We start from the raw sequence: 25,320 nt of genomic DNA, 5'->3' as shown, positions 1-25,320 counted from the left end.
ATTATTTTGAGTTTATGCAAAGTTATTATTTTTTTATTTCTTTATGCCTTAAAAAAGTATTAAGATTTTATCTACTAATAATAACCTTTATATGCGTATAATCAAACTTAATGCCATCGATTCCACGAATACGTATTTAAAACAGCTTTGTTCACAAATGCCGGTGGAAGATTATACTGCAGTCATGACCAAACACCAAACAATGGGACGTGGGCAAATGGGAAGTGTCTGGACTACCGAATCGGCCAAAAACCTTACGTTTAGTGTGTATAAGGATATTTCAGGATGGGATTTAAAGTATCCGTTTTATATGAGTATGGCAACCGCACTGGCTTTAGTTAAAACTTTAGAGTCGTTATCTATTCCAAAAATTAAGGTGAAATGGCCAAACGACATTTTGTCAGAAAACAAAAAAGTGTGTGGCGTTTTAATCGAAAATGTTATTAAAAGCGGACAGTACTCTAGCTCGGTTATTGGAATTGGTTTAAATGTGAATCAAACCCAGTTTGAGGACTTACCCAAGGCTTCGTCCTTACGTATTATATCGGGAAGGAATTTCGATTTAGATGAAATTGCTCAACGTATCATAGATCAATTAAAAACGTTTTTCAAAATGATAGGAAACGGAGAGTTAGAACATTTGAAATATCTATACGAATCGTATTTGTTTAGAAAAGATAAACCCTCAACATTCAAAAACGCTGAGGGTGTTGTATTTTCTGGAATTATAAAACACGTTTCCAATACCGGAACACTTGAAGTGTTGTTGGAAGATGATAATATAAAGTCCTTCGATTTAAAAACTATTACCTTACTTTATTAAATAGCTTTAGGAATACTTGTAGCAAGCGTATCTATAAACTTTTTTATTGGGCCTTTAATCATCATAGCCATCATTGGGTTGAAATCCCCACTGAATTCCAGTTGAACTTCACTAGAGCTATCATCAATCTTATTGATATTGCCAACAAGAGAAAAATCTATTTTGCCACCTGCTGCACCAAGAACGATTTTGTTTGGAGGTGTTACTTCTTTCTTTTTTAAGACAATTTCTGGCATGCCGCTTAAAGCAAAAAGAAAGGTGTCGTCGTTTATAACTTCAAATTTACTAATGTTTTCAGGCATTAATGATTCGAAGTTTTTTATGTTTTCTAAAAAATTAAAGATATCCTCAGGTGATTTTTCAACTTTAACTTTAGGAGATTCTAAATTCATATTTGATTTTTGAAATTACAAAATGGTTTATTTGTTGCCCCATTCGCTAGGATTGGAATTCCATTCAGAAAGCGTAGCCAAATCTTTTTCAGAGATGTAATTCGTTTCTAAGGCCTGTTCTAACAGAACGTTATAACTGCTTAGGGTTTGAAGAAAAACATCAGCATTTTTGAAGTTTTCTGTCGCAACATCAAATCCGTAGGTAAAAATAGCAATCATTCCTTTTACGTTAATACCTGAATCTTTTAAGGCTTTAACAGCGTTTAAACTGCTTTTTCCTGTACTGATTAAATCTTCAACCACAACAACATTTTGACCACTCTCAATAAATCCTTCAATTTGGTTTTTGCGACCATGACCTTTAGCATCTGGTCTTACATAGATGAAAGGGAGTCCGAGATACTCGGCAACTAGCATGCCTATACCAATAGCTCCTGTGGCAACACCAGCAATAGCGTCGGGTTTACCATATTGCTTTTCAATTTGCTTAGCCATGGTTTCGCGAATGTAATTGCGAATTGGAGGAAAAGATAAAATGATTCGATTATCGCAATAAATTGGCGATTTCCAACCTGAAGCCCAGGTGAAAGGGTCTTTTGGGCTTAGTTTTATAGCATTTACCTGCAATAAAACTTCAGCTGTTTTTTTGGCGGTATGTTTATTAAATATCATAGCTGCAAAAATAAAGATAAATTTAATTTTTTTACATGATAATAAGTATATCAACAAAAAATATTTTCTACTTCATAAAGGTTCTAAATAAAAAAAGATATTTTTACCACACAGTAACTTATATGAATAGCGACATGTATAAAGTTTTTGTAGGAGACAAACCGATCATTTTAACAACTAAAATTGAGGAGGAAACGAACTTTAAAAATTATTTACTCGATACCGTAAATATTAGAAAGGTAATTAGAGAGCTTAATACCACAGATTTGCAGGAAGTAAGGTTAATTCATAAAAATGAAGATAAGCTCTTAAAAAAGTTCTTAAAAAAACTGCCAAACGTAGTTGCTGGTGGGGGTAAAGTTTTTAACGACGAAAATCAGGTGTTATTTATATATAGAAATGACAAATGGGATTTACCTAAAGGAAAAGTTGAAGGTGCCGAAACTATCGAGAGAACTGCTATACGCGAAGTATCTGAGGAAACAGGTGTTGCTGGCCTTAAAATTGTAAAGCCCCTTGAAACTACCTATCATATTTTTAAACGTAACGGTCGGTATAAAATTAAAATCACCTATTGGTTTGAAATGCAAACCAGTTTTAAAGGGAATTTATATGCACAAGAAGAGGAGGGAATAACCGAAGTAGCTTGGCTTAATACTCAAGAAATTGAGGAGGCGTTACAAAATTCTTATGCCAATATTCAATCTTTAGTTATGTAAAAAAATCTATGTTTTCTACTTAAAACTAATTATATTTGTTCGAGGTTTAAACTCTTAAACACATTTCCTTAATTTCAGTAATAAAAATAATAAGCACTCTCCTGTTTAAATTTTTATGTATGAAAAATTATACCTTATCTTTTGGAGAAATTACTATTCTTGAATCAAATTTGGCTGAAGTTGTGGTGAATGAAGGCGTAGTTATGAACGAACAAAAAGTTGAAGAGTATCATAGTTTTCTTTTAAACCATCTGGAAGCGCCCTTTAAATTGTTGGTGAATACTAAAAACTCCTATAGCTACTCATTTAACGCTCAAAAAACTATTGGGAATTTAAAGGAAATTCAAGCCATTGCCGTTGTTGTATATTCTATTAGAAGCTTAATGTCTATTCAAACATTAATGGATATTGGTATAAGAAATACTAAAACGATTAATGTATTTCAAGACCGAGATGAAGCCATAAATTGGCTCTATTCGTTAAATGGTTCTCAAACGTTGTAGTAAATTACGATGTCATTTATAAGGTTTTAGATTGTTAATCTGTATTTAAGCCGTATTTTTGTCCCTTTAAAAATGAAGGACAATGACTGATTTTATACGCAAAATAACGCCAAATTCAAAAGATGATGTTTTAGCTGGAATAACTGTGTCTTTAGCTATGATACCAGAAGTGGTTGCCTTTGCTTTCGTGGCACAAATAGATCCTTTAGTGGCATTATCTGGAGCTTTTATAATCGGTTTAATTACTGCTGTTTTTGGCGGGCGACCAGGTTTAATTTCCGGTGCGGCTGGTGCGGTTGCAGTTATTTTTGTTCATTTAATATCTGAAGGTCATACAAAAGGTATGCTGTTTGAACAGCCCATTGAGAATATGGGATATTTTTATCTTCTTGCTGCCGTCATTCTCATGGGAATTATACAAATTTTTGCAGGTGTTTTTAAGTTAGGACGATTTGTTCGGCTAATTCCGCATCCGGTAATGCTTGGGTTTGTTAATGGTTTGGCCATTGTTATTTTTATGGCTCAGGTAAGAATGTTTTCTCATAAAAAATTACAAATCACAGCCGAAGGTGTTAAAGAGTATATTAACATTCCAATGGCGGGAACCGAATTATACACCATGATAGGTCTTGTATTACTTACTATGGGAATTATTTGGTTATTGCCAAAAATTACAACCAAATTACCCGCAGCTCTAACGGCTATCTTAGTCACTACCGGAATTGTTGTTTTGGGCGGATTGGATGTAAGCACCGTGGGCTCATACATTGTCGAAGGTGGTGGTAATGGTTTAAAAGGAGAATTTCCAACACCTAATTTGGAGCTTTGGCAAAATTTACCATTTAATCTGGATACCTTAAAATTTATATTACCCTATGCGTTTTTAGCAGCATCAGTTGGGTTAATAGAATCTTTAATGACAATGAATTTAGTTGATGAATTAACCGAAACACGAGGAAACGGAAATCGTGAATGTATTGCTCAAGGTGCTGGAAATATGTTCAGTGGATTGTTTGGTGGTACAGGAGGTTGTGGCATGATTGGGCAAACGGTTATTAATATTAATGCAGGAGGACGCGGCAGATTGTCAGGTATAATGATGGCAGTTACGCTTTTAACGTTCATATTATTTACCGATAAATACATTGAGCAAGTACCAATTGCAGCCTTGGTTGGTGTTATGTTTATGATGGTTATTGAAACCTTTGCTTGGTCTAGTTTTAGAATAATAAGAAAAATACCTGTAGCCGACGCTGTGGTATTGGTAATTGTATCTGCAGTGACTGTAATTTACGATTTAGCCATTGCAGTTTTTGTTGGTGTTATTATTTCGGCATTGGTTTTTGCATGGGAAAATGCGAAACGAATTCGTGCCAGAAAGCGGTATTCCGAAGATGGTAAAACTAAAACCTATGAGATATGGGGGCCTTTATTTTTCGGATCTATTCAGGCATTTAACGAAAAATTTGATGTAAAAAATGACCCCGATCACGTAGAAATTGATTTTGTGGAGTCTCGCGTAAGTGACCATTCTGCGCTGGAAGCCATATTTAATTTAGTTAATAAATACGAAGCAGAGGGTAAAACTATTAAGTTGAAACACCTTAGCGAAGATTGTAAAGTATTATTGTATAAGGCAAGTCCGAAACTTCGAGAGGTTATTGTTGAAGCTGTTGATGACCCGCGATATCATCTCGCTGAAAATCCCGAAAATTTCCCAAAACCACTGTCAGAATATAAGTTCTTTTAGAAATCAATATAAAACCAAAAAGCACATCCAAATCAGATGTGCTTTTTGGTTTTATGGCTTCTAAGTAATTTAATTTATTCTGACACTTTCAGGTACAAATTTGGTGTAATCGCCATTATTTTTTATAACATCACGAACAATAGATGATGATATAAAGGATGTTTTGGCTGAGGTTAGTAAAAATACGGTTTCAATGGTAGCCATGCGTCTGTTGGCATGTGCAATCGCTTTTTCGAATTCGAAATCAGCGGGGTTTCGTAATCCTCTAAGAATAAATTCAGCACCGATTTCATTGCAGAAATCAACAGTTAATCCGGTGTAGGTTACGACTTTTACTTTAGGCTCATCGGCAAAAGCTTGTTCAATAAACGCTTTGCGTTCTTCTAAAGAGAACATGTATTTTTTTTCAGAATTTACTCCTATAGCTATCACGACTTCATCAAACAGTGTAACCCCTCTTTTAATAATATCGAAGTGTCCTAGAGTGATTGGGTCGAAAGAACCAGGAAATAATGCGCGTCTCATGTTTTGTTACTTTAATATAAAGATAGTTATAAATTATTTTAAAGCGTCTTCAATGGCATTTTCGAACAATTCACTCAAGCTGATACCAGCAGCTTTCGCTTGCTGAGGTAAAATGCTTTCACGTGTTAAACCGGGTATGGTGTTCATTTCCAAGAAGTGTGGTTCATTATCTTTAAAAATAAATTCACTGCGACTAAAGCCTTTCATTTTTAATATCTCATAAATCTTTTTAGCTTCGGCGGTTACTTTCATCTCCTGTTCTGGTGTCAATCTTGCTGGTGTTATTTCCTGCGATTTACCTAAATATTTGGCTTCGTAGTCGAAAAAGTCGTTTTCACTAACAATTTCTGTTATGGGCAACACTTTTGTTTCACCATTAAAAGAAATAACCCCTACCGATACTTCAGTGCCATCTAAAAACGACTCTATTATTATTTCGTCATCTTCTTTAAATGCAGTTTCAATGGCAGATTGTAAACCTTCCTGATTATAAACTTTAGTAACTCCAAAACTACTTCCTGCTTTATTAGCTTTAACAAAGCATGGTAGTCCTACCTTATCAACTATAGCTTTTTCATTAATAGTATCACCTAAATTTAAATAAAACGAAGTGGCAGTTTTAATTCCGTAAGGCTTTAAAACACTCAGGCAATCACGTTTATTAAAGGTTAAACTAGCTTGATACATGCCACAACTGGTATGTGGGATATTTAATAGTTTAAAATACCCTTGCATAAAACCATCTTCACCTGGTGAACCATGAATGGCATTAAAAACGCAATCGAAAGTAATTTTAGCACCTTCTACGGTTACAGAGAAGTCATTTTTGTTAACGGGAAATTCAGCACCATGATCATCAACATAAAACCATTTGTCTTTAAAAATGTGTATTCGGTAAGCATTATATTTTTCAGGACTTAAAGTATCGTAAACGACATTTCCACTTTTTAATGAGATTTTATATTCGCTTGAATAACCTCCCATAATAATGGCAATATTCTTTTTCATTCAGGTATAAATAGTTAAGGTTTAAATCTAAAAACCTATAATAAAACGTAGTTAATATAAGTTAAGCTAAAATATCACTTAAATTGCAAAAGAAAAAACAGTTCGGTTTTATATATTTGCCTAATTGAAAAATTTACAGATGAGCCTCATTAAATTTCTAACAAGTAAAGTATTTTTTAAACAATTATTAATAGCTGTTGTTGCTGTTTTTGTGTTGTGTTTCATTATTTTAAGATGGTTAAATGTTACAACAAATCATGGTAAGTTTGAGACGGTGCCAGAATTAACAGGAAAGTCTATTAGTGTTGCCGAAATAGAGTTAAAAGATAATAATTTGGTTATGCAAATTCAGGATTCGGCGAACTATAATCCCGATTATCCTAAATTTGCGGTAATTGATCAGGAACCACCAGCAGGCAGTAAAGTAAAAGAAAATAGAAAAATATATATTACACTTAACCCTTCTGGATACAGAAAAATTGCGGTGCCTGAATTAAAAGAACGTACTTTCAGACAAGCAAAACCTACTTTAGAGGCATTAGGATTTAACGTTGGAAAATTAACTTATGTTGATAATATAGCAAAAGATGTTGTGCTTAAAATGGAGTTTAAAGGCGATGTATTAAATGCAGGAGATAAATTACCTAAAACTTCTACAATTGATTTGGTTTTAGGAAATGGTAACAGACCATAAACATATGGAGAATTATACACCAGATAATTTTGATGAAGAAAGCGAAATGTACGAACATTTTGCATTTACAGTTAAGGAGGGGCAAAAGCCACTACGTGTTGATAAATATTTAATGAACTTTATAGAAAATACAACTCGAAGTAAAATTCAGGAGGCGGCTAAGAATGCAGGTATTTATGTAAATAATGTTGTTGTAAAATCAAATTATAAAGTAAAGCCTGGTGATAGTATCCGGGTTATGTTTAGTCACCCGACTTATGAAAATTTGTTAGTAGGTGAAGACATCGAACTAGATGTTGTTTTTGAAGATAATGATGTATTAGTCGTCAATAAACCGGCTGGAATGGTTGTGCATCCTGGTCACGGCAATTACTCAGGGACACTAATAAATGCCTTAATTTATAGGTTTGATAATCTCCCCAATAATTCTAGTGATCGCCCTGGTTTGGTACATCGTATAGATAAAGATACCAGTGGACTTCTTGTTGTTGCAAAAACCGAACACGCAATGACACATTTATCGGCTCAGTTTGCCGAGAAAACTAGTGAGCGTGAATATGTTGCTATTGTTTGGGGGCATATGGAAGAGGATGAAGGAACAGTTGAAGGTAACATAGGACGTCATCCTAAAAACAGATTACAGAATACGGTGTTTTTAGATGAAGAAGCATTTAAAGGGAAGCCTGCTGTAACACATTACAAAGTTTTAGAACGCTTAGGGTATGTGACCGTTGTGTCCTGTAAATTAGAAACAGGACGTACACATCAAATTCGTGTTCATATGAAACATATTGGACATACGTTATTTAATGACGAGCGTTATGGAGGTGAAAAGATTTTAAAAGGAACCACCTTTACAAAATACAAACAGTTTGTTGAAAATTGTTTTAAAGTATTACCACGACAGGCACTTCACGCTAAAACATTAGGGTTCGAACATCCTAGAACGGGTGAATTTTTAAGGTTTGAAGCCCCCTTACCTCATGATATGGTAGATTGCATTGATAAATGGCGTGTATACGCTAAACATCAGTCCCTAGACTCTGAATAATTTCAAGATTTATCCTCTAAAGCGAAATATTATTGCAATACGAAGCAGTAAATCAAGCACATAAAAATCATTATTTAGAATTATTATAAATAATTTGGCTAACTCATTTAGCTAACATATTTTTGCTTTAAATTTATTATTTAAATTAAGTCTAAATAAAAACAAATGAAATATCTACTATCAATTCTAACAGTTTTTCTCTTAACAAATTTTACTTTAGCGCAACAAGGAGCAGTAAGCGGAACGATTAAAGACAGTAATAATTCACCACTTTTGGGAGTGAATGTTTCCTTAAAAAATTCAGCGAAAGGCGCACAAACAGATATAAATGGAAATTTTAAAATCTCTAATTTAGAAAAAGGTAATTACGCCCTAATAATTTCATCTTTAGGATATAAAACGAAAGAAGTATTATTCTCAATATCTACAAATGAACATATAAAATTAGAAAGGGTGACACTTTACGAAGGAAATGAAATTTTGAATGAAGTAATTTTAGAAGGTGAACGTCGCAATAAATTTTCAAGAAAGAAAACAGCTTATGTTTCTAAACTACCCCTAAAAGATATTGAAAATACCCAAGTTTATAGCACCATTTCTAATGAAATTTTAAAATCCCAAATAGTTACGAATTTCGACGAAGCACTAAAAAATGCTACAGGTATTGAACAGTTATGGGCGTCTACGGGTCGAGGAGGCGATGGTGCGGGTTATTATTCCTTACGAGGTTTTTCAGTGCAACCACAATTGGTAAATGGATTACCTGGACTTACCAACGGCACAATTAACCCAGCAAATATTGAACGTATTGAAGTACTAAAGGGGCCTTCTGCAACATTGTTTGGAAACGCCGTAAGTTCTTATGGAGGCTTAATAAATGTGGTTACAAAAAAACCTTATGTAGGAACGGGCGGTGCATTGTCTTTTGTGTCTGGATCCTACGGATTAAATCAAATCGTAGGAGATTTTAATTCTGCCTTAAGTAAAGAAGATAATTTATATTTTCGATTAAATACCGCATACACAACAGCGCAAAGTTTTCAGGATGCTGGCTTTAGAAAATCATTTTTCATTGCGCCATCACTATCCTACAAAGTCAATAATAAACTGTCCTTTTCTTTTTATAGCGAAGTTACACAAGCGGAGCAAACGAACCCTACATTTTTATTTTTGAACAGAAGTGCGCCAACCGTGGCCTCTAATCTTGATGAGCTTGGATATAATCATAAATTATCATTTACCAGCAACGATTTAACCCTAAAGAATCCGACTCAAAATTATAGAGTTGAAATGGATTATAAATTGTCCGACACTTGGAAATCTCAAACCTTATTGTCTAAAAGTTCAACCTCCACAAATGGATATTATTCGTATTTATTTGATTACGGCATTTTGGAGGGTAATACCTATTCTCGATTTATTAATAAACAGAATGCTAATACTCAAACGACAGACATTCAACAAAATTTTATAGGTGATTTTAAGGTAGCTTCCATTCGAAACAGAATGGTTATAGGCATCGATTACTTTAACGAAACCCAAACAAATAATAGTACCGGATATGCATTTTATGGGAATGTTACCCCAAATGGAGGTTCTAACGGCGATAATCCTTTTACCGCAGAAGTAGAAGACGATGTTTTTCCACTTTCTACTTCCGGTGTTGATGCGGCATTAGCTTCATTAGGTGTTAGCAATTTAAAATCGAAGTATCACATTTACAGTATTTATGCCTCCGATGTTATAAATTTTACAGAACGTTTTTCTGCTATGTTTGGTTTAAGATTAGATCATTTCGATAATAAAGGAGCCTTAGCGAACCTTGAAGACGACTATAACCAAACCACATTATCTCCAAAATTTGGTTTATTATTTCAGCCTTTAAAAGATAAACTTTCCTTGTTCGGAAATTACCAAAACGGATTTACAAATGTAGCACCTCAATTGGTCGGAAACCCTGATGAAGGTCCACAAAGCTTGAAAACTTTCACCCCTGAACAAGCAAACCAAATAGAATTTGGTATTAAAACAAATCTTTTCAACAACCGATTAAATTCAACAATAAGTTATTATCATATAAACGTAAAAGACCGCGTAATAACCGATCCTTCATCGCCTTTCAACAAAATTCAAGGAGGCGAAGTGGTGAGTAAAGGTTTTGAAATAGAAATAAATGCTAACCCAATTAACGGATTAAACATTAGAGCAGGCTATAGTTATAATGACAGTGAAACGACAAAGTCGGATAATGCACAAATTTTAAACAAAAGACCTCTCGAGGCCGGACCGGAAACCCTTTACAATTTTTGGGCGAACTACGAATTTCAATATGGCATTTTAGATGGTTTTGGAGCTGGTTTTGGTTTTAATGGAGCAAGCGAACGTTTTGCAATCAACTACGAATCTACAGGCGAATTTGTTTTGCCAAGTTATACGATTGTTAATGCATCGGTATTTTATCAGGCCAAAAAATACAAGGTGGGTCTTAAATTAAATAATGCTTTGAATAAACTGTATTACAAAGGATGGTCTACAATAAATCCGCAGCAGCCAAGAGCGTTGTTAGCAAACGTTACATATCAATTTTAAAAGGTTTAATAAAACAGGGCAAATAATTTAAACATTTGCTCTGTTTAAACTGTATAGCATGAACTTTAAAAAAATCATATTTCAGTTACATAAAATACTTGGCTTAACGTCGGCGGTGGTTGTTTTTATTGTTTCTATTACTGGTTGCTGCTGGGCTTTTAGAGACGAAATTGAAAGTTTGTATGACGATTATAAGAAAGTAGCACCCCAAAATAAGCCTATTCTAAAGCCAACGAAAGTAAAGGAATTGGCTAAGGAAGTTTTTCCTAATAACACGATTCACGGAGCACTATTTAAAAAGAATGACGATGCCATTGAAGTGATTTTTTACGATGCAGAACCTGAGTTTTATCAGAGCGTATTTTTAAACCCATATTCTGGAAAAGTGGTTCAAGTAGATGATCATTTGCGAGGATTTTTTTCTTTTATTCTTAAAGGTCATACACGACTTTGGTTGCCTAAAGCTATTGGAGAACAAGTGGTGGGTATTTCGATATTAGTTTTCATTTTAATTATTATCTCTGGTTTTATTTTGTGGTGGCCTAAAAAGCGTAAAAACCTCAAACAACGTCTTATTTTCGAGTGGAAAAAGACCACGCGCTGGAAACGAAAAAATTTTGATTTGCATACTGTTATCGGTTTTTACATTTGCTCGCTCGCGTTAGTTTTAGCTTTTACAGGTGCAATGATGTCTTATAACTGGTTGAAATATGTGGTGTATAAATCAACTGGGGGCGATAAAGAAGCCCGATTTGTTATACCTGAAAATGTAAATGAGATAATTCCAAATGATGGTCGGGTGCCTATGGATGATCTGATTGTGAAATTAATGAAGGAAAATCCCGAAGTAGAAAGTTTTGAATTGCATTACCCGAAATCAAATAGAGAAAGTATTTACGTAGAAGTTTCAAATAGTAAAGGACTCTATTATGATTCTGATTTTAGATTTTTTGACCAGAATACCTTGGAAGAAATTGAAACAACTAGTGTATACGGGAAATATCAAAATGTAAAACTAGCAGACAAAATTCAGCGCATGAATTACGACATACATATTGGTGCTATTGGAGGAATTGCAGGGAAAATAATAGCATTTATAGTTAGTTTATTAACCGCAAGTTTACCAGTTACGGGAATATTGCTTTGGTACGGAAGGCATTACAAAAAGAAATAAAAAAATTTGGCATTCTTAATTTGTTAAACACATAATCTAAACTACTTTGAGTTCATTTTTAAGGAAGTGTTGTAAAAGTGAGTGTTTATGTGTTGCAGAATTTTTTCTATAATATATTTCTATGATACTATTAAAAATAAGAGTAATTTATAGTTTATAATTCTAAGTGGTAGTTGTAAATTTGAAATTAATTAAGAAAGACATAAATACTTTTATAAATGAAATTAGTTATATCTCCAGCGAAATCCCTTGATTTTGAAAGTGAGTTACCAACGTCAAAATATTCTGAAGCGCAGTTTTTAAAACAATCTGAGCGCATTAATAATCTGTTAAAGAAGAAATCTGCTAAAAGCTTATCAAAGCTTATGAGCATATCTGATGCCTTAGGACACCTAAATTACGAGCGTAATCAAGCTTGGGAATTACCCTTTAATGCAGATAATGCCAGACCAGCGGTATTTGCCTTTAACGGCGATGTATATAAAGGTTTGGATGCATACAATATTCCAGAAAATAAGTTAGATGATTTACAAAACACTGTGCGTATTCTGTCGGGTTTATATGGCTTGTTAAAACCGTTAGATTTAATTCAGCCATATCGTTTAGAAATGGGCACTAAATTCCCGGTAGGCACTAAAAATAATCTTTATGAATTCTGGAAAAAAGATATTACCAAAGCCTTAAATGACGAATTGGAAGACGGTGAATTATTTTTAAATCTAGCCAGTAACGAATATTTTAAGGCTATCGATAAGAAAGCTTTAAAAGTACCGGTGATTACTGCTAATTTCAAAGATTTTAAAAATGGTGAATACAAAGTTATTTCCTTTTTTGCCAAAGAAGCACGTGGTTTAATGGCGCGTTATGTAGTTGAAACAAATGCGCAAACTACCGAAGATTTAAAAGGGTTTAACTATCAGGGGTATGGGTTTAGTGAATCGATGTCTACAGAAACCGAATTGGTTTTTATTAGGTAAAGTAAATTCATACAACAAGACATTGTTTTTGTTAAAATAATCGTTAATTTTAGAGAAGAAATTAAGTCGTCATTTTTGGGACTAAATTTCTTCTTTTTAATTTGTACCCATGCTATACTATTTAACTTTTGCACTTCAAGCCTACTGTATTTATCATATGTACAAAAACGGAAATCCATATTACTGGGTGTTTGTAATATTGTTTTTGCCTTTAGTAGGGTCAATAATATATTTAATTACGCAGGTTTATAATAAACGCGATGCAGAAAAAATACAAGATGGTATCGTTGCTATAATTAACCCAACAAAAAAAATAAAAGATTTAGAAAAAAGGTTACGGTTTTCAGAAACTTATCAAAATAGGGTGAATCTTGCCGATGCCTATATGGAAAATAAAGACTATGCAAACGCCATTTTTCATTATCTGGAAGCTGTTAAGGATAAATCGCAGAATCATTTTTATATTATTAAAAAGCTGATAGAAGCCTATTATACGATAGAAGATTATGATAATGTATTGGTTTATGCAAAAATGATAAAAGATAACCCCGAATTTGAAAAATCTAAAGCACAGTTTTTGTACGGTTTGGCACAGGACAAGTTGGGCGATTTTGAAGCTGCCGAAACTAATTTAAAGCAAATAAATATTCGGTATTCGTTTTATGAAGAACGACTGCAATTAGCTAAAATTTTATTGGAGCGGCAAAAGACAAATGAAGCAAAAGAAATTCTTGATGATGTCGTTAATGAATACGAAAACATGACAAAGCCAAACAAAAAATTATACCGTAATTCTATGCAGGAAGCACATCGAATATTGTCAGATATGAAAGACTAAAAGCTTATTTGGGAATCGCTTTTTTGTTGATGTCAATTTTAGTTTCTACCGAAGGTTTCTTTTTAATTCTTGGACGTCTTACCCCAAAAGTCCCTCGATTAATTTTTCCGCGTTTCGTTTTTTTATCGCCTTTGCCCATAGTTTGTTTTTTTAATTAATCTAGATTCAGAGTACTAAAAAAATATGAGAAAAGCAAGTGATTCTTGCATTTAAATGAGTATTAAAAGTTTTGTTTAGCAATTGTTAGGTGTAATATAATGCGTATATTTATTACAGTTAATTCCTTGGTATTTAATTTTCTAAAGGAATCTATATATACGGTTTATGGCTAAGTTTAAAACACCTTCACGTTCCCTAATTATAGGAGGATTATTTTTTTTAACCCCGGTATTGTTCATCATTTTATTGTTAACTAAGGCGATTGCATTATTAACGCCGTTAGCAATAAAAATAACTAAGGCTTTTGGTTTACACTCAGTCTTTGGAGGGACAGCAGTATTAATTGTTTGCTTTTTACTTATTATAGCAATATGTGTGGCGAGTGGCTATTTTATTCAAAAAGGGGTTTTTAAAAAGTGGAGTACCAGTATTGAGGAGAAGCTATTTGTGCATTTTCCTTCGATTCAAATATTAAAATATCGCATGATTGGCGATCAAGAATTAGTGATAAATGAATTCTGGGATGCTATTATTTTAGAAGAAGAGAAAGACCGGTATAACATAGCCTTTATAACACATACATCAGAAAAGTTTATAACGCTCTTTATTCCTGATGCGCCCAGACTCGATGCCGGAGAAGTGCGGTACGTACCGAAAGAATCTGTAAAATATTACCCCATAACTATGAAGCAAGCAATGTCCGGGTTGTATTGTTTTGGAAAGGGCATTGATATTGCTGAGGTAATAAACAAAGCATCATAATTTAAGTTTAATACCATGTTTGCATTTGAAGATATGAACATATTTTTAGAGACTTATTAGGACTCTAAAACATTAAAAGGAAGTATAAATTAATTTCGTAAAATAAGTGACAGATGAAACGATTATTACTGTATTTAGGTGTTATTTTATGTGCTGTAATGAACCTTGAAGCTCAGGAGGAAGTATCCTTTGGTGAAGAATCTACAGAGGAGGAATCTAAACATCAAATAGGTTTTTTGTTGGGTCATGCACACATTCCGAGTTTGTATGCCGATGGCAAAAAAGAATGGAAAGCACTACCTTCATTCACCTTGTATTATAATTATTGGTTAAATGAAACGTGGGCAGTGGGTTTGCACACAGATATGATTATTGAAAGTTATGAGGTTGAAAAAAATTTAGCTTCAAAATCAGAAGAAGATTTGATTTTAGAACGAGAACGTCCTTTAGCACCAGCACTTATGGCAGTTTATATGCCAGGGGAACATTTTAATTACTCTTTTGGTTTTGGTGGTGAATTTGCAAAAGGTGAAGATTTATTTTTGTTCAGAGCCGAAATTGCATATGCCATTGAAATGCCTAAATCATGGGAGTTTGAGGTTGCATTAGGAACCGATGTAAGATGGGACGCCTATAATACCATTAATATGGCTATAGGGATATCTAAAAGGTTATAGTAAATATAATTAGAAGAAAAAAAACGCTTTGGTATACAAAGCGTTTTTTTGTTTATGTCTTTTCGTTAATTATGATTTTGTAGGGAAGAGTAATGTGAGTCCGGCGCGAATACCCCATTCGGCGTTATTACCGTTGCCATAGTGTATTCTTGGTCCAGCAAAAACCTGAGCCATTTGAGAACCAAATGAAACCACTTTAGAGGCTACTATATGAAAGGTGCCCGACGTAGCGTCGTAATCCCAATTTTGGGTTAATTCGGTATTAAAGGCTAACGCATAACCGCCAGAAAAGTTTTTCGCTATAAAAGGTTGAAAAAATGTAGCGTTAACATCGGCACGGGTATCAGCTCCTGCTACCGACCAAATATGGTTCACTAAACAGCCTACAGTTAAAGATTTAATTTGTTTAAGTGCCACTGCGGTTGGTCCTAGTCCAAATTTTTCAGTACCTAAAATATCCTTAGTTGCAGTAGGGACCAATAATACAGGGCCAACACCCCAAATTATGCCACCTTTTGTAGGTGCTTTTGGAGAAAAGAATCCGCTTATTACTGCATCGCCCAACCCACTGTCTTTGCCGCTATTACCTCTAACGTCGCATTGTTTAATAATAGGCACTATGGCTCGACCTATAAGATTCCAGTTTTCGCTTATACTAATAGGGATTACAGGCTGTACATTGGTGAGGAATTGGGTGCCTTCTTCGGAACCTATATTCATATCATAATTTGCTTGTATAGGTACGCTTATAAGGCTGGCTACCGGGTTTTGAAGCTGTTTCGCCAAAGCATCGGCGCCATCACCATCTTGGGCAAGTACTTGATTGAAACAATTAAAAATAAAAATCAAAGCAAGTATACGGCAACATTTTTTCATAATATTTTGGTATTAAATGTGGTTAAAGTGCATTCACTAAGGTAAGAAAAATGACTTAATGTTTTTTTATTGTTTGCTATTAAAGTGTTAATAATCCGAATTGAGATGAATACTTATGTAAAACTCTGCTTATTCTTATAAATATATTAATCCGATTTTTTATTCAGGGGTTTCTTTATTCTGTTGTAAAATAAAATGGTTACAATTTTTGCGGTAAACGCTACAAAAGTTCCAATGGCCAAAAACGTATATACCATGGTGAAGATTTTTCCCAAATTAGTAGTGGGAACCAAATCGCCGTAGCCTACAGTTGCCATGGTCATTACCGAGAAATAAATCGCATCTAGTGGCGACCATTGTTCAATTTGAATATAAAATAAGGACGAACCTGTTAACAGCAGTAAAATAAAAACTAAGAGAAATCGGAACTCACTATCGTGTTTTATGCCTCGATAAAAAATTCTGCCAAGCCTTAAAATATTAATAAAAAAAGCAATCATAATTTAAAAGTTGAAAGGATGTGTACAACTCGTGTATATATTCTATGGTTTAACAAATTAATTAACCTAAAAATAACAATTATTTATCAGTTATAGAGTTCGAAAATGAGTTTTCAATTATCTCATAAAATAGCTTTTAACAAGACATTGGGAGATGTTAAATTGGCTTTATTGTTTATTTATAGGTAGTTATCATTTTTAATAGTATTACTTTTAAGATAAACTTCACAAATTGTCATAATATTCTACCTAACTTTGCAAAACTTACAATAAGTTTACACGGTAGTAAAACTTAATGAATATTAAGTATCAATTTGTTTTTGATAATTGCTAAGAAACAAATTTCTAAGACTTTGTAAATTGTTGGAATTAAATAATAATGAGGGTTTCAGGTAAAACGATTCAGTTTAATAGTAAAGAGTTCAATGAGATTTTTGAGCGACTTTTTCCATCAATGTGTATGTTGGCAGCTCGTATTTTGAAGAGTCAAGACAAAGGGAAAGATGTAGCTCAAGAAGCTTTTGTGAAACTCTGGCAAAAAGATAATGAAGAGTTCTCCAGTGAAAAAGCGTTGCAGGCTTATTTGTATGTTCTTGTTAAAAATGCATGCATAAGTCAGATTCGAAAAGAAAAAAATATTAAAAACACATCTATTGATGAAGGTCTTACCGTAGTTCAAAAGTCTTTTTTAAATGAAATTTTACGAGAAGAAACTTATAGTCTGTTGCATGAGGCTATTAAAGACTTGTCGCCGCAAGCAGAGCAAGTTGTTAAGCTAACATTAGACGGTTACCGCAATCAAGATATTGCCACGGAATTAGAAATCACTATAAATTCTGTTAAAACTGTAAAAAAAAGAGCGTATAGTAAATTACGACAAACACTTGGTATACAGTTTGTTATGATGTTTATTTCTGATTTTTATAAATATATTTAGTTTTTTTTTAACAAAACTGTCACTCCCTTTTAAAATAATTGCGTCATTATAATATACGACATTTCTGTTTGAGAGAAATATGAAGGATATGGACGAAATAAATAAACAATTTGAATACTCAGAGCTTTTAGCAGGAAAAGTATTAGATGCTCTAACGGATGAGCAGAAAAAACAATTGCTAGAGTGGGAGGAGGAAGTAGACGGTAATAGAGAGTTAGCTGAGAATATTCTTAATGCTTATTCTTATAACGAGTGGCAGGAAAAAATAAAAACAATTGACACGGTGGAGGCGTGGGCATCTTTTTTAGATCGCATGGATTCTTCAGCTAAGAAACCTGGAAAGGTTGTTAAATTAAATATGTTTAAATGGATGTCTGCGGCGGCGGCTGTTTTAGTGGTAGGGCTTGCATTATTTACTATATTTAATAAAACAGGTAATTTAAAGCCTATTGAAGAATCTAGTATTGCACCTGGCTCATCGCATGCCGAATTGGTGCTATCTAATGGCGAAGTTATTAATTTAGATGAAGTTGATAACCAAATACAAGAAGGTAAAGTAGAGGCTAAAAATACAAAAGGGATTTTACAATATAAAGATTCTGAAATGGTCGCTTCTCAAAATGAATCAGAGAGCGCCAAAGTAAATACGTTAAGAGTGCCACGCGGCGCCGAATATCAATTAGTACTTTCAGATGGCACAAAAGTTTGGTTGAATTCTGATACCGAGCTAACCTATACAGTACCTTTTATTGGTTCGGAACGACGTGTTGCTTTAAAAGGTGAAGCCTATTTTGATGTAACTCCAAATAAAGAACTTCCTTTTATTGTTACTTCGGGCACGCAAGAAGTTCAGGTTTTAGGAACCGAATTTAATGTGTCTGCTTACACCGAAGATAATCGCATAATCACCACCCTTGTAGAAGGAAAAGTAAAAGTAGAAGAGAAATATTCTCATGCTACTGAATTTTTATCACCAAACCAGCAAACTAACTTCGATATTAACTCTAAATCTATTAAGAAAAAAGACGTCGACGTTTATCCTTATGTTGCTTGGAAAGAAGGTCGTTTTGTATTTCATAATGTGACGCTTCAAGAGTTGTTTTCTAAAATTTCTAAATGGTATGATGTTGAATACCAGATAGAAGGAGAAAAACTGAAGTCGTTGAAATTTACAGGCGATTTACCAAGATATAATGATATGTCGGGTATTTTGAAGATTATAGAGGCTGAAATGTCTGTTAATATTCAAATAGGGCATAACAATAAAGTTTATGTTTCTGAATAAAATTACTTTATAGATAACTTTTGGGGAGAAAGCCGCGCAACTTTCTCGAACAATTTGCATCTTTTATAGAGTGATATTCAATCAATTAATGTTTATGAAAATGATGTTATTAACCTCTTTTCAGGTAACTGAAAAGACAAAAACAAACCAAACCTAAAAATGAGATTGACAATTATTTTAATCTTGAGTGCAGTACTCACGTTAAATGCCGCCAATGCTGCGCAATCTAAGCGTGTGAGTTTAAATTTAACAGGGGTGAGTTTTTCAACCTTGTTCGAAGAAATTAGAAAACAAACAAATCAGAGTTTTTTCTTTAACGAAGCTAAAATTGCCGAGTTAGATAAAATTTCTGTTAACAAAACAGATGTTCCTTTAACCGAACTTTTAAATGAAGTTTTAAGCGGAACAGGCTTATCTTTTAAATATGTAGATGGTGTGATTGTTATTGTTGATCAAGATCAGCAGCAGGAAACCATGACCATTAATGGTACTGTGGTAGATGCGGCATCAAGCCAGCCATTGCCAGGTGTTACGATTGTATTAAAAGGGAGTAAACTTGGAGCTGTAACAGATTTCAACGGGAAATTTGTTGTAAAACTTCCTAAAAAACCTTCAATATTAGTGTTTTCTTATGTTGGTTTTACTACTAAAGAAGTTGAAGTTAGCAAAACTTCAGAGGTGGTCGTGCAAATGGAAGAAGATGTTCAAGGTCTTGATGAAGTTGTGATTTACACAGGTTATCAGGAAATTGAAAAGAATAAATTAACAAGTGCCGTATCAGAGGTGAAAGGTGAAGAATTAGACATGATTGGTGAAATTTCTGTTGATAGAATGCTTGACGGTAAGGCACCAGGTTTAAATATTACAAACGTAAGTGCAACGCCTGGAGCAGCTACCAAAATACGTGTTCGTAGCGGTAGTACCTTTACTGGTAACCAAAGTCCGTTATGGGTTGTAGATGGTATTATTTACGAAGATCCCGTACCATTATCGGCAGAACAAATTAATAGTTTTGATAATGTTAATATTATTGGTAATGCCTTGTCTGGAATTAATCCAACTGATATTGCCAAAATCGATATTCTTAAAGATGCATCTGCGACAGCTATATATGGTACACGTGCAGCAAATGGTGTCATTGTAATTACGACAAAAAGAGGAACTAAAGGAAAGCCGGCTTTAAACTATAGTGGTGGTTTTAGTTTTGTACAAGCTCCAAGTTACAACGACTTCGATTTAATGAATTCGATGGAGCGTATCGATGTATCTAGAGAAATGTATGAAAGAAATCTTGGATACACTGGGTTTTACCAAAACGTAGACCGTTTAGGATACGAAGGGGCTCTACAAAACCTATGGGATGGAACTTATACTCAGGCAGAATTTGATGCTCAAGTAAAATATTTAGAGACGTTAAATACCAATTGGTTTGGGGAATTATTCCAAAACTCATATACACAAAGACATTCGGTAAGTGCCTCTGGGGGTAGTGATACATCACGTTATTACTTCTCGTTAGGTTATGACGATCAGCAAGGTACAGAAAAAAATGTGGGCCTTAACAGGATAACTGCACGTTCTAATATGGATCTTGATTTAAGAGATAATGTTACTATATCTTTAAAGTTTAGTGGTTCTGTTCAAAAGGGACAGTATAACCATCAATCAATAAACTATTTCAATCAAGCATATAATACGAGTCGTACGATTCCATTATATGATGAGAACGGCGATTATTTCTACACGAGCAGAGAAATTTATAGAAGTGGTGCTGGACAGTCTGTTTTTGGTGGATACAATATTTTTAATGAAGCTGATAATTCAGAGCGTAATGTAACAAATAAAGATTTGAATATTGCTGTAGCACTTAACTGGGATTTCTTAGAAAATTTTAGATTGCGTACTCAAGCGAGTTACAGAAGTACTACGAATATGGATGAGCAATGGATTACCGAAGACACTCACTATATAGCAAAACTTCGTACATACGAAGATTTTAATCAAATGGTTGAAAACCATTTTGATATAGCAGGATTAGTTCCTTTCGGAGGTATTTATAATGCGGGTATGGTAAGTCAAGATGCTTATACTTTAACCAACCAATTAAATTATAATGTCACCTTAGGAGGTCATCATACACTTAATTTTAACTTAGGTAATGAAGTGCGTTCGGCGCAATACTGGGGAGCCACAGGTTTTGCAGTACCAGGCTATAACCACTTTCAAGGGAGAGGATTTATAGCGCTGCCAAGACCTAGGCCAATTCCTGTGCCAGGATCAGGAACGTCTATAATTGATTTTGAAAATTATCCTTATGATGCAGCCTTTAACTGGTTAACACCTTTTGGAGGTCAGAATATTTACCCAAATATTACCGACAGATTAACAAATAGCTTTTCTGTGTTTGCAATTGCAAACTACGTATATAAAAACAAGTACGTGTTAAATTTTAACGCCAGAAGTGATGGATCTAACCGTTTCGGACAATATGAGCGTTATAAATTTAAACCAGCTTGGTCTACATCGGCACGTTGGAATATTCATGAAGAAAGTTTCATGAAAGATGTTATGGTTGTAGATGAATTAGCATTAAGAGCATCTTTTGGTGTGCGAGGTACTATGCCAAATGCAAGTCCATATATGATTATCTCAGGTTACGGAAATAATAATGTGTTATACTATCCTGAAAATACCGCAAACTTAAACTCCTTCCCGAATGCAAACTTAAGATGGGAAAAATCCCAAACGGCTAACTTTGGTGTAAATTATAGTCTTTTAGGAGGTAAAATAAGCGGGGCTTTAGATTATGCTTACTCTAAGAGTACAGACCTATTATTAACACGTCCAATCTCTAATGTAAATGGAACCGACACGCAGTTATATAACGCAGGAGGTAAAGATGTTAATAGTTTCGAGTTAAGTATTAGAACTAGAAATATTAATACGAAAAATTTCGGTTGGAATACGCGTTTAAATTTCTCTCATGATAGAGATCGGGTTACCAATGGATTTGAAGGAGAGAATAATTTAACTGTAGGCGATTATTTGAGCGGAAGTATCTACAGAGCAGGATTCCCAACATATGGATTCTTTTCTTACCAGTTTGATGGGTTGACAGAAGATGGTTTACCAACATTTAAGCACTTGGTAGAAGAGGAAATGACGGCAGGAGAGCAATTAGAAAAAATGTTAGTTTACGAAGGTTCTAGAATTCCTAAATTTTACGGAGGTTTTGGTACCGAATTCAGATTTGGAAATTTCAATTTATCGGCAAACTTTACGTATAAGTTAGCTTATAAAACAAGATTATTGCCTTTGTATGACGGAAATCAGAACTTACCGCTTCCTTATGAAAATATGAACAGTATTTTTGATAACCGATGGAGACAACCAGGTGATGAGTTAATTACCGATATTCCAGCAATCTCTAACCACAATCAAGCATTTACAGGAGCTTTTACAGCCGATGGATATTCTCAGGTTTATGTTACCAATATGGGTAAGGTTGTACCTGATGGACAAAATACCTGGTGGATGTACGATAGGAGTGATGCTCGTGTGGTCGATGCCAGCCATATTAGATTACAATCTTTAACTCTTGCCTATACTTTGCCAACAAAATTACTTGAAGGTTCAGGAATAAAAAGAGTAAGATTAAGTGCACAAGGAAGTAACCTAGGTTTCTATACTTTCGATAGCAGATTAAGTGGGCAAGACCCAGAGCAAGTTAGAAATGTAGGGATGCCAGTTCTACCAAATTATAGTTTTAGTTTAAACATGTCTTTCTAAAAAGTATAAGATGAAAAAGATATTATTTGTATTACCAGTTCTTTTAACATTTATAGGATGTAGCGATTTCCTAGATCAAGTAGATCAGGATAAGTTAATTCCTGAAAAACCAGAACATTATGCAGCAGTTATGTTGCAAGAATTTAGTTGGGAGTATGATATGTTTTTCGACATAGATCATATGACCGATAATGTTTCAGAAGACGAAAATGCCATTACGTCTACAAAGTTTGGCAAAAAATCTACTTACACTTGGCAGCGTGAAATCGAGTTTAATGAAGATGGAGGTAAAGTTGATAATAATTTAGCATGGCGCGGGATGTATGAAGATATTGCCATAATGAATTATACTATTGATCAAATAGATGATGCCATTGGTGATGAAGAGGAAATTTATTACACCAAAGGCGAAGCTTACTTTTTAAGAGCTTTATCGTATTTTAATTTACTGAATCTTTACGGCGTACCTTACAATGCAGAAACTGCAAATTCAGATTTAGGTGTTCCATTAAGAAGTAACTTAGAAGTAAATCAATTTTACAGCAGAAACACGGTAGCCGAAGGTTATAGTTTAATTGAAAACGATCTTATGCAGGCTATAGAACTATTTTCTATGAGTGGATTAACTAAAAGTTCTTGGCACCCAGATTTGGCAGCTAGCTACGTATTAATGTCTAGAGTAAAATTATTTCAGGAAAAATGGCAGGAAACCATAGATTATGCGACCAAAGCTACAGAACTAGGAAGTTTATCTAGGGTTACCATTGACGAGCCATTTGTTACGGCCGGGAATCAAGAAATTTTATATTCATATCATACTATAAGACCAACATGGCCGCTTATCGATTATGGAACAACTTTAGAATTTTCGGCATACCGAGCGAGTTCTGATTTAATGGATTTGTACGACGATAACGATTTACGTAAAGAAGCCTTTTTTATGGAATTGTTAGATGGTAATGGATCAAATTACTACAGAACTAAAAAATCTCAAATGGGATTATATACCGATCTTGGTTTTGCTAATATCAGAGTTGCAGAGGCTTATTTAAACCGAGCAGAGGCTTATGCACATTTAGAAGATGTTGGAAGTGTAGTGAGTGATATGGAAACCTTACTTAATAAGCGTTACTCTAATACCTCTACCATTGTTTATCCTACAACACCGGAGGAGGCTTTAACATTTGTGTTAAATGAGCGCAGAAAAGAATTATGTTTTGAAGATCACCACAGATGGTTTGATTTAAGACGTATGAAAAACAGACCAGAAATTAAACACATCTTTACGATTCGTGATGAGCAGGGTACTAAATTAAGTACGGAAACTTTTACCCTACTATCAGACGATTTAAATTATACATTGCCAATTCCTTTATATGAAAGACAAAGAAACCCTTTAATTAGGAATAACGAGCGATATGAGAAATTGCCTGAAACAGAAGATGAAATTATTGTTAACTAGACAAGTAACCATTGTCAATCTAAATATATTAATTATGAGACTACCAATTTATGTAATGCTTTTGTTAGGAGGACTTTCGGTTATTTCTTGTAGCAATAGCGAGGACGATCTAGAATGGACTCAAACCGAAGTCGATAGAGTATTAACGCAAATGGATGCCAATAATCCTACAGTGGTTAATATTTTAGAAACCTACAATACTGGTGTGTTGTATGAATACGATCGTATCATGGATTTCGCTTATATAGCTGGATCTAAAGTGGATGCCGAAACTTGGGATAAAGTTGAAATTCCTATGTTAAAGCAGAAATATTCAGATTCTTTAGGTAATGTACTTCCTTTAGAAGAAGAGGTTTACAAAGCCGAGGCAGGAAATGCAATAACATTTATCGATACCACACTTTTTAAGTATTTTAAACCTAATTCAATTGTTTCTGAGTTAATGCCTTATAAAGTGTTATTAAGTGATGAAGTTTACTTGCAATCTAGAATTTATGGCGAAATAGGACAGGTGCTTACAGAGTCAGAATCTAGAGTTAGATATTCAGCTGAATTCGGACAAATGGCAATTTATAACAAACACTCTATAGCGTTTGCTGTAAATCCCTCAGATTTAAATAGTGCTTCTGCAATTCAGATGCGCAAACGTGATAATTTTTACATTATGGTATCGCGAATAATGGATATGCACGGGCTATATGCGCAAATTCCAGCATCTTTCTCAGAAGGAAAAAGTGCATATTATAACAAAGAAATGGGTGTGGTTTACCGTGAAGAACTTGAAATTGCAGAAGAAAAACGTATTGATGTTATCGATAAAGACTGGTTCTTTGAGAAAGGATTCATCGATGCCACTTATTTCTATGCTTCATTTGGTTTAATAACATTTTACCAGTACTACGACGAGGATAATAACAGATTACCATCTAGAATTGTGCATCCTAAAGCATTACGTCCTACCTATGATTTTGTATCTAATAGGCGTGAAGATTTTAGAGCGTACCTAAACGAAATGATTCATAGAAATGCCAATCAATTACAGGCATTTCCAGATAATATTAAGGCTAACATTGTTATGCTTCGCGATTTATTAATGAGCTGGGGTGTTGATATTGTTGCAATGAATCCGGCTTTAGAAACACTGAATTAATTCATGAA

Annotated in this window: 24 protein-coding genes; 17 read left to right on the top strand and 7 right to left on the bottom strand. The window is 34.1% G+C overall.

Features of this window, described 5'->3' with window-relative positions; genetic code table 11:
• The first annotated feature begins 91 nt into the window (after positions 1–91).
• Positions 92–823: a biotin--[acetyl-CoA-carboxylase] ligase gene (locus tag ICJ83_RS00770; protein ID WP_188228462.1), complete on the top strand. Its 732-nt coding sequence runs from the start codon at positions 92–94 to the stop codon at positions 821–823.
• Here the strand turns inward: ICJ83_RS00770 and ICJ83_RS00765 are convergent.
• Both ICJ83_RS00765 and pyrE read right to left on the bottom strand, forming a co-directional pair.
• The gene (locus tag ICJ83_RS00765; RefSeq protein ID WP_188228461.1) at positions 820–1,215 is read right to left on the bottom strand and encodes an SRPBCC domain-containing protein; all 396 of its coding nucleotides are present in this window, start codon (positions 1,213–1,215) and stop codon (positions 820–822) included. The two genes, ICJ83_RS00770 and ICJ83_RS00765, sit on opposite strands and share 4 nt — an antisense overlap.
• A 27-nt stretch (positions 1,216–1,242) precedes the next feature.
• Positions 1,243–1,887, bottom strand: a complete 645-nt coding sequence (gene pyrE, locus ICJ83_RS00760) for an orotate phosphoribosyltransferase (RefSeq protein WP_188228460.1) — start codon at positions 1,885–1,887, stop codon at positions 1,243–1,245.
• 134 nt (positions 1,888–2,021) lie between these two features.
• Between pyrE and ICJ83_RS00755 the strand changes: the two genes are divergently transcribed.
• The 3 genes from ICJ83_RS00755 (at position 2,022) to ICJ83_RS00745 (ending at position 4,859) form a co-directional block, all read left to right on the top strand.
• Positions 2,022–2,606: an NUDIX hydrolase gene (locus ICJ83_RS00755; RefSeq protein WP_188229261.1), complete on the top strand. Its 585-nt coding sequence runs from the start codon at positions 2,022–2,024 to the stop codon at positions 2,604–2,606.
• Positions 2,607–2,725: 119 nt separating this feature from the next.
• A complete protein-coding gene (locus tag ICJ83_RS00750) occupies positions 2,726–3,109 on the top strand; it encodes a hypothetical protein (protein ID WP_188228459.1) in 384 nt (127 codons plus the stop codon).
• Between the two features lie 82 nt (positions 3,110–3,191).
• On the top strand, positions 3,192–4,859 hold the full coding sequence (locus ICJ83_RS00745) for a SulP family inorganic anion transporter (RefSeq protein ID WP_188228458.1): 1,668 nt from the start codon (positions 3,192–3,194) through the stop codon (positions 4,857–4,859).
• Positions 4,860–4,928: 69 nt separating this feature from the next.
• On the opposite strand, the gene coaD is transcribed toward ICJ83_RS00745, so the two are convergent.
• Positions 4,929–5,384 carry a pantetheine-phosphate adenylyltransferase gene (gene coaD / locus ICJ83_RS00740; RefSeq protein WP_188228457.1) on the bottom strand — a complete coding sequence of 152 codons (456 nt, stop codon included), beginning with the start codon at positions 5,382–5,384 and terminating at the stop codon, positions 4,929–4,931.
• Positions 5,385–5,417: 33 nt separating this feature from the next.
• Positions 5,418–6,392 carry a D-alanine--D-alanine ligase gene (locus ICJ83_RS00735; RefSeq protein WP_188228456.1) on the bottom strand — a complete coding sequence of 325 codons (975 nt, stop codon included), beginning with the start codon at positions 6,390–6,392 and terminating at the stop codon, positions 5,418–5,420.
• A 139-nt stretch (positions 6,393–6,531) separates the two neighbouring features.
• Here ICJ83_RS00735 and ICJ83_RS00730 point away from each other — a divergent pair, with 139 nt between their 5' ends.
• The 6 genes from ICJ83_RS00730 to ICJ83_RS00705 all read left to right on the top strand — a co-directional run bounded on the left by ICJ83_RS00730 (position 6,532) and on the right by ICJ83_RS00705 (position 13,715).
• The gene (locus tag ICJ83_RS00730) at positions 6,532–7,086 is read left to right on the top strand and encodes a PASTA domain-containing protein (RefSeq protein WP_188228455.1); all 555 of its coding nucleotides are present in this window, start codon (positions 6,532–6,534) and stop codon (positions 7,084–7,086) included.
• Between the two features lie 4 nt (positions 7,087–7,090).
• The gene (locus ICJ83_RS00725; RefSeq protein ID WP_188228454.1) at positions 7,091–8,137 is read left to right on the top strand and encodes an RluA family pseudouridine synthase; all 1,047 of its coding nucleotides are present in this window, start codon (positions 7,091–7,093) and stop codon (positions 8,135–8,137) included.
• Positions 8,138–8,302: 165 nt separating this feature from the next.
• Positions 8,303–10,726 carry a TonB-dependent receptor gene (locus ICJ83_RS00720; protein ID WP_188228453.1) on the top strand — a complete coding sequence of 808 codons (2,424 nt, stop codon included), beginning with the start codon at positions 8,303–8,305 and terminating at the stop codon, positions 10,724–10,726.
• A gap of 58 nt (positions 10,727–10,784) precedes the next feature.
• Positions 10,785–11,900, top strand: a complete 1,116-nt coding sequence (locus ICJ83_RS00715; protein WP_188228452.1) for a PepSY-associated TM helix domain-containing protein — start codon at positions 10,785–10,787, stop codon at positions 11,898–11,900.
• Positions 11,901–12,118: 218 nt separating this feature from the next.
• Positions 12,119–12,877 (top strand): peroxide stress protein YaaA, encoded by a 759-nt coding sequence (yaaA, locus tag ICJ83_RS00710; protein WP_188228451.1) that lies wholly within the window; start codon positions 12,119–12,121, stop codon positions 12,875–12,877.
• Between the two features lie 109 nt (positions 12,878–12,986).
• Positions 12,987–13,715: a tetratricopeptide repeat protein gene (locus ICJ83_RS00705; protein WP_188228450.1), complete on the top strand. Its 729-nt coding sequence runs from the start codon at positions 12,987–12,989 to the stop codon at positions 13,713–13,715.
• A 4-nt stretch (positions 13,716–13,719) separates the two neighbouring features.
• Here the strand turns inward: ICJ83_RS00705 and ICJ83_RS00700 are convergent, their stop codons facing one another.
• Positions 13,720–13,854: a 30S ribosomal protein THX gene (locus tag ICJ83_RS00700; protein WP_188228449.1), complete on the bottom strand. Its 135-nt coding sequence runs from the start codon at positions 13,852–13,854 to the stop codon at positions 13,720–13,722.
• 185 nt (positions 13,855–14,039) lie between these two features.
• On the opposite strand from ICJ83_RS00700, the gene ICJ83_RS00695 reads away from it, so the two are divergent.
• Complete coding sequence (locus ICJ83_RS00695) at positions 14,040–14,636, top strand: DUF502 domain-containing protein (RefSeq protein ID WP_188228448.1); 597 nt, start codon at positions 14,040–14,042, stop codon at positions 14,634–14,636.
• 113 nt (positions 14,637–14,749) lie between these two features.
• Positions 14,750–15,313, top strand: coding sequence for a hypothetical protein (locus tag ICJ83_RS00690; RefSeq protein ID WP_188228447.1), 564 nt, complete (start codon positions 14,750–14,752; stop codon positions 15,311–15,313).
• Positions 15,314–15,382: 69 nt separating this feature from the next.
• Here ICJ83_RS00690 and ICJ83_RS00685 read toward each other — a convergent pair whose 3' ends face one another.
• Positions 15,383–16,189: a transporter gene (locus tag ICJ83_RS00685; protein WP_188228446.1), complete on the bottom strand. Its 807-nt coding sequence runs from the start codon at positions 16,187–16,189 to the stop codon at positions 15,383–15,385.
• Between the two features lie 146 nt (positions 16,190–16,335).
• The gene (locus ICJ83_RS00680; RefSeq protein ID WP_188228445.1) at positions 16,336–16,689 is read right to left on the bottom strand and encodes a potassium channel family protein; all 354 of its coding nucleotides are present in this window, start codon (positions 16,687–16,689) and stop codon (positions 16,336–16,338) included.
• 379 nt (positions 16,690–17,068) lie between these two features.
• On the opposite strand from ICJ83_RS00680, the gene ICJ83_RS00675 reads away from it, so the two are divergent.
• From ICJ83_RS00675 to ICJ83_RS00655, 5 genes are all read left to right on the top strand, one after another.
• Positions 17,069–17,626: an RNA polymerase sigma factor gene (locus ICJ83_RS00675; protein ID WP_188228444.1), complete on the top strand. Its 558-nt coding sequence runs from the start codon at positions 17,069–17,071 to the stop codon at positions 17,624–17,626.
• Positions 17,627–17,714: 88 nt separating this feature from the next.
• Entirely contained in the window at positions 17,715–18,911 is a 1,197-nt protein-coding gene (locus ICJ83_RS00670) for a FecR family protein (protein WP_188228443.1), read from the top strand.
• A 159-nt stretch (positions 18,912–19,070) separates the two neighbouring features.
• On the top strand, positions 19,071–22,700 hold the full coding sequence (locus tag ICJ83_RS00665) for a SusC/RagA family TonB-linked outer membrane protein (protein WP_188228442.1): 3,630 nt from the start codon (positions 19,071–19,073) through the stop codon (positions 22,698–22,700).
• 10 nt (positions 22,701–22,710) lie between these two features.
• On the top strand, positions 22,711–24,162 hold the full coding sequence (locus tag ICJ83_RS00660) for a RagB/SusD family nutrient uptake outer membrane protein (RefSeq protein WP_188228441.1): 1,452 nt from the start codon (positions 22,711–22,713) through the stop codon (positions 24,160–24,162).
• A gap of 34 nt (positions 24,163–24,196) precedes the next feature.
• A complete protein-coding gene (locus tag ICJ83_RS00655; RefSeq protein ID WP_188228440.1) occupies positions 24,197–25,312 on the top strand; it encodes a hypothetical protein in 1,116 nt (371 codons plus the stop codon).
• The last annotated feature ends 8 nt before the right edge of the window (positions 25,313–25,320 follow it).

Source organism: Aestuariibaculum sediminum (assembly GCF_014596945.1).
GTDB classification, from domain to species: domain Bacteria; phylum Bacteroidota; class Bacteroidia; order Flavobacteriales; family Flavobacteriaceae; genus Aestuariibaculum; species Aestuariibaculum sediminum.
The sequence above is the reverse complement of the archived record's forward strand: the minus strand, read 5'-3'. Positions and strand labels throughout refer to the sequence as shown.

Bases quoted from the DNA above. Each gene is read 5' to 3' on its own strand.
- ICJ83_RS00660 (WP_188228441.1), top strand. From the start codon at position 22,711: ATGAAAAAGATATTATTTGTATTACCAGTTCTTTTAACATTTATAGGA.
- ICJ83_RS00745 (WP_188228458.1), top strand. From the start codon at position 3,192: ATGACTGATTTTATACGCAAAATAACGCCAAATTCAAAAGATGATGTT.
- ICJ83_RS00765 (WP_188228461.1), bottom strand. From the start codon at position 1,215: ATGAATTTAGAATCTCCTAAAGTTAAAGTTGAAAAATCACCTGAGGAT.
- coaD (WP_188228457.1), bottom strand. From the start codon at position 5,384: ATGAGACGCGCATTATTTCCTGGTTCTTTCGACCCAATCACTCTAGGA.
- ICJ83_RS00715 (WP_188228452.1), top strand. From the start codon at position 10,785: ATGAACTTTAAAAAAATCATATTTCAGTTACATAAAATACTTGGCTTA.
- ICJ83_RS00750 (WP_188228459.1), top strand. From the start codon at position 2,726: ATGAAAAATTATACCTTATCTTTTGGAGAAATTACTATTCTTGAATCA.
- ICJ83_RS00755 (WP_188229261.1), top strand. From the start codon at position 2,022: ATGTATAAAGTTTTTGTAGGAGACAAACCGATCATTTTAACAACTAAA.
- ICJ83_RS00655 (WP_188228440.1), top strand. From the start codon at position 24,197: ATGAGACTACCAATTTATGTAATGCTTTTGTTAGGAGGACTTTCGGTT.
- ICJ83_RS00665 (WP_188228442.1), top strand. From the start codon at position 19,071: ATGAGATTGACAATTATTTTAATCTTGAGTGCAGTACTCACGTTAAAT.
- ICJ83_RS00700 (WP_188228449.1), bottom strand. From the start codon at position 13,854: ATGGGCAAAGGCGATAAAAAAACGAAACGCGGAAAAATTAATCGAGGG.
- ICJ83_RS00670 (WP_188228443.1), top strand. From the start codon at position 17,715: ATGGACGAAATAAATAAACAATTTGAATACTCAGAGCTTTTAGCAGGA.
- ICJ83_RS00675 (WP_188228444.1), top strand. From the start codon at position 17,069: ATGAGGGTTTCAGGTAAAACGATTCAGTTTAATAGTAAAGAGTTCAAT.
- ICJ83_RS00770 (WP_188228462.1), top strand. From the start codon at position 92: ATGCGTATAATCAAACTTAATGCCATCGATTCCACGAATACGTATTTA.
- ICJ83_RS00685 (WP_188228446.1), bottom strand. From the start codon at position 16,189: ATGAAAAAATGTTGCCGTATACTTGCTTTGATTTTTATTTTTAATTGT.
- ICJ83_RS00695 (WP_188228448.1), top strand. From the start codon at position 14,040: ATGGCTAAGTTTAAAACACCTTCACGTTCCCTAATTATAGGAGGATTA.
- ICJ83_RS00705 (WP_188228450.1), top strand. From the start codon at position 12,987: ATGCTATACTATTTAACTTTTGCACTTCAAGCCTACTGTATTTATCAT.
- yaaA (WP_188228451.1), top strand. From the start codon at position 12,119: ATGAAATTAGTTATATCTCCAGCGAAATCCCTTGATTTTGAAAGTGAG.
- ICJ83_RS00680 (WP_188228445.1), bottom strand. From the start codon at position 16,689: ATGATTGCTTTTTTTATTAATATTTTAAGGCTTGGCAGAATTTTTTAT.
- ICJ83_RS00730 (WP_188228455.1), top strand. From the start codon at position 6,532: ATGAGCCTCATTAAATTTCTAACAAGTAAAGTATTTTTTAAACAATTA.
- ICJ83_RS00690 (WP_188228447.1), top strand. From the start codon at position 14,750: ATGAAACGATTATTACTGTATTTAGGTGTTATTTTATGTGCTGTAATG.
- ICJ83_RS00725 (WP_188228454.1), top strand. From the start codon at position 7,091: ATGGAGAATTATACACCAGATAATTTTGATGAAGAAAGCGAAATGTAC.
- ICJ83_RS00735 (WP_188228456.1), bottom strand. From the start codon at position 6,392: ATGAAAAAGAATATTGCCATTATTATGGGAGGTTATTCAAGCGAATAT.
- ICJ83_RS00720 (WP_188228453.1), top strand. From the start codon at position 8,303: ATGAAATATCTACTATCAATTCTAACAGTTTTTCTCTTAACAAATTTT.
- pyrE (WP_188228460.1), bottom strand. From the start codon at position 1,887: ATGATATTTAATAAACATACCGCCAAAAAAACAGCTGAAGTTTTATTG.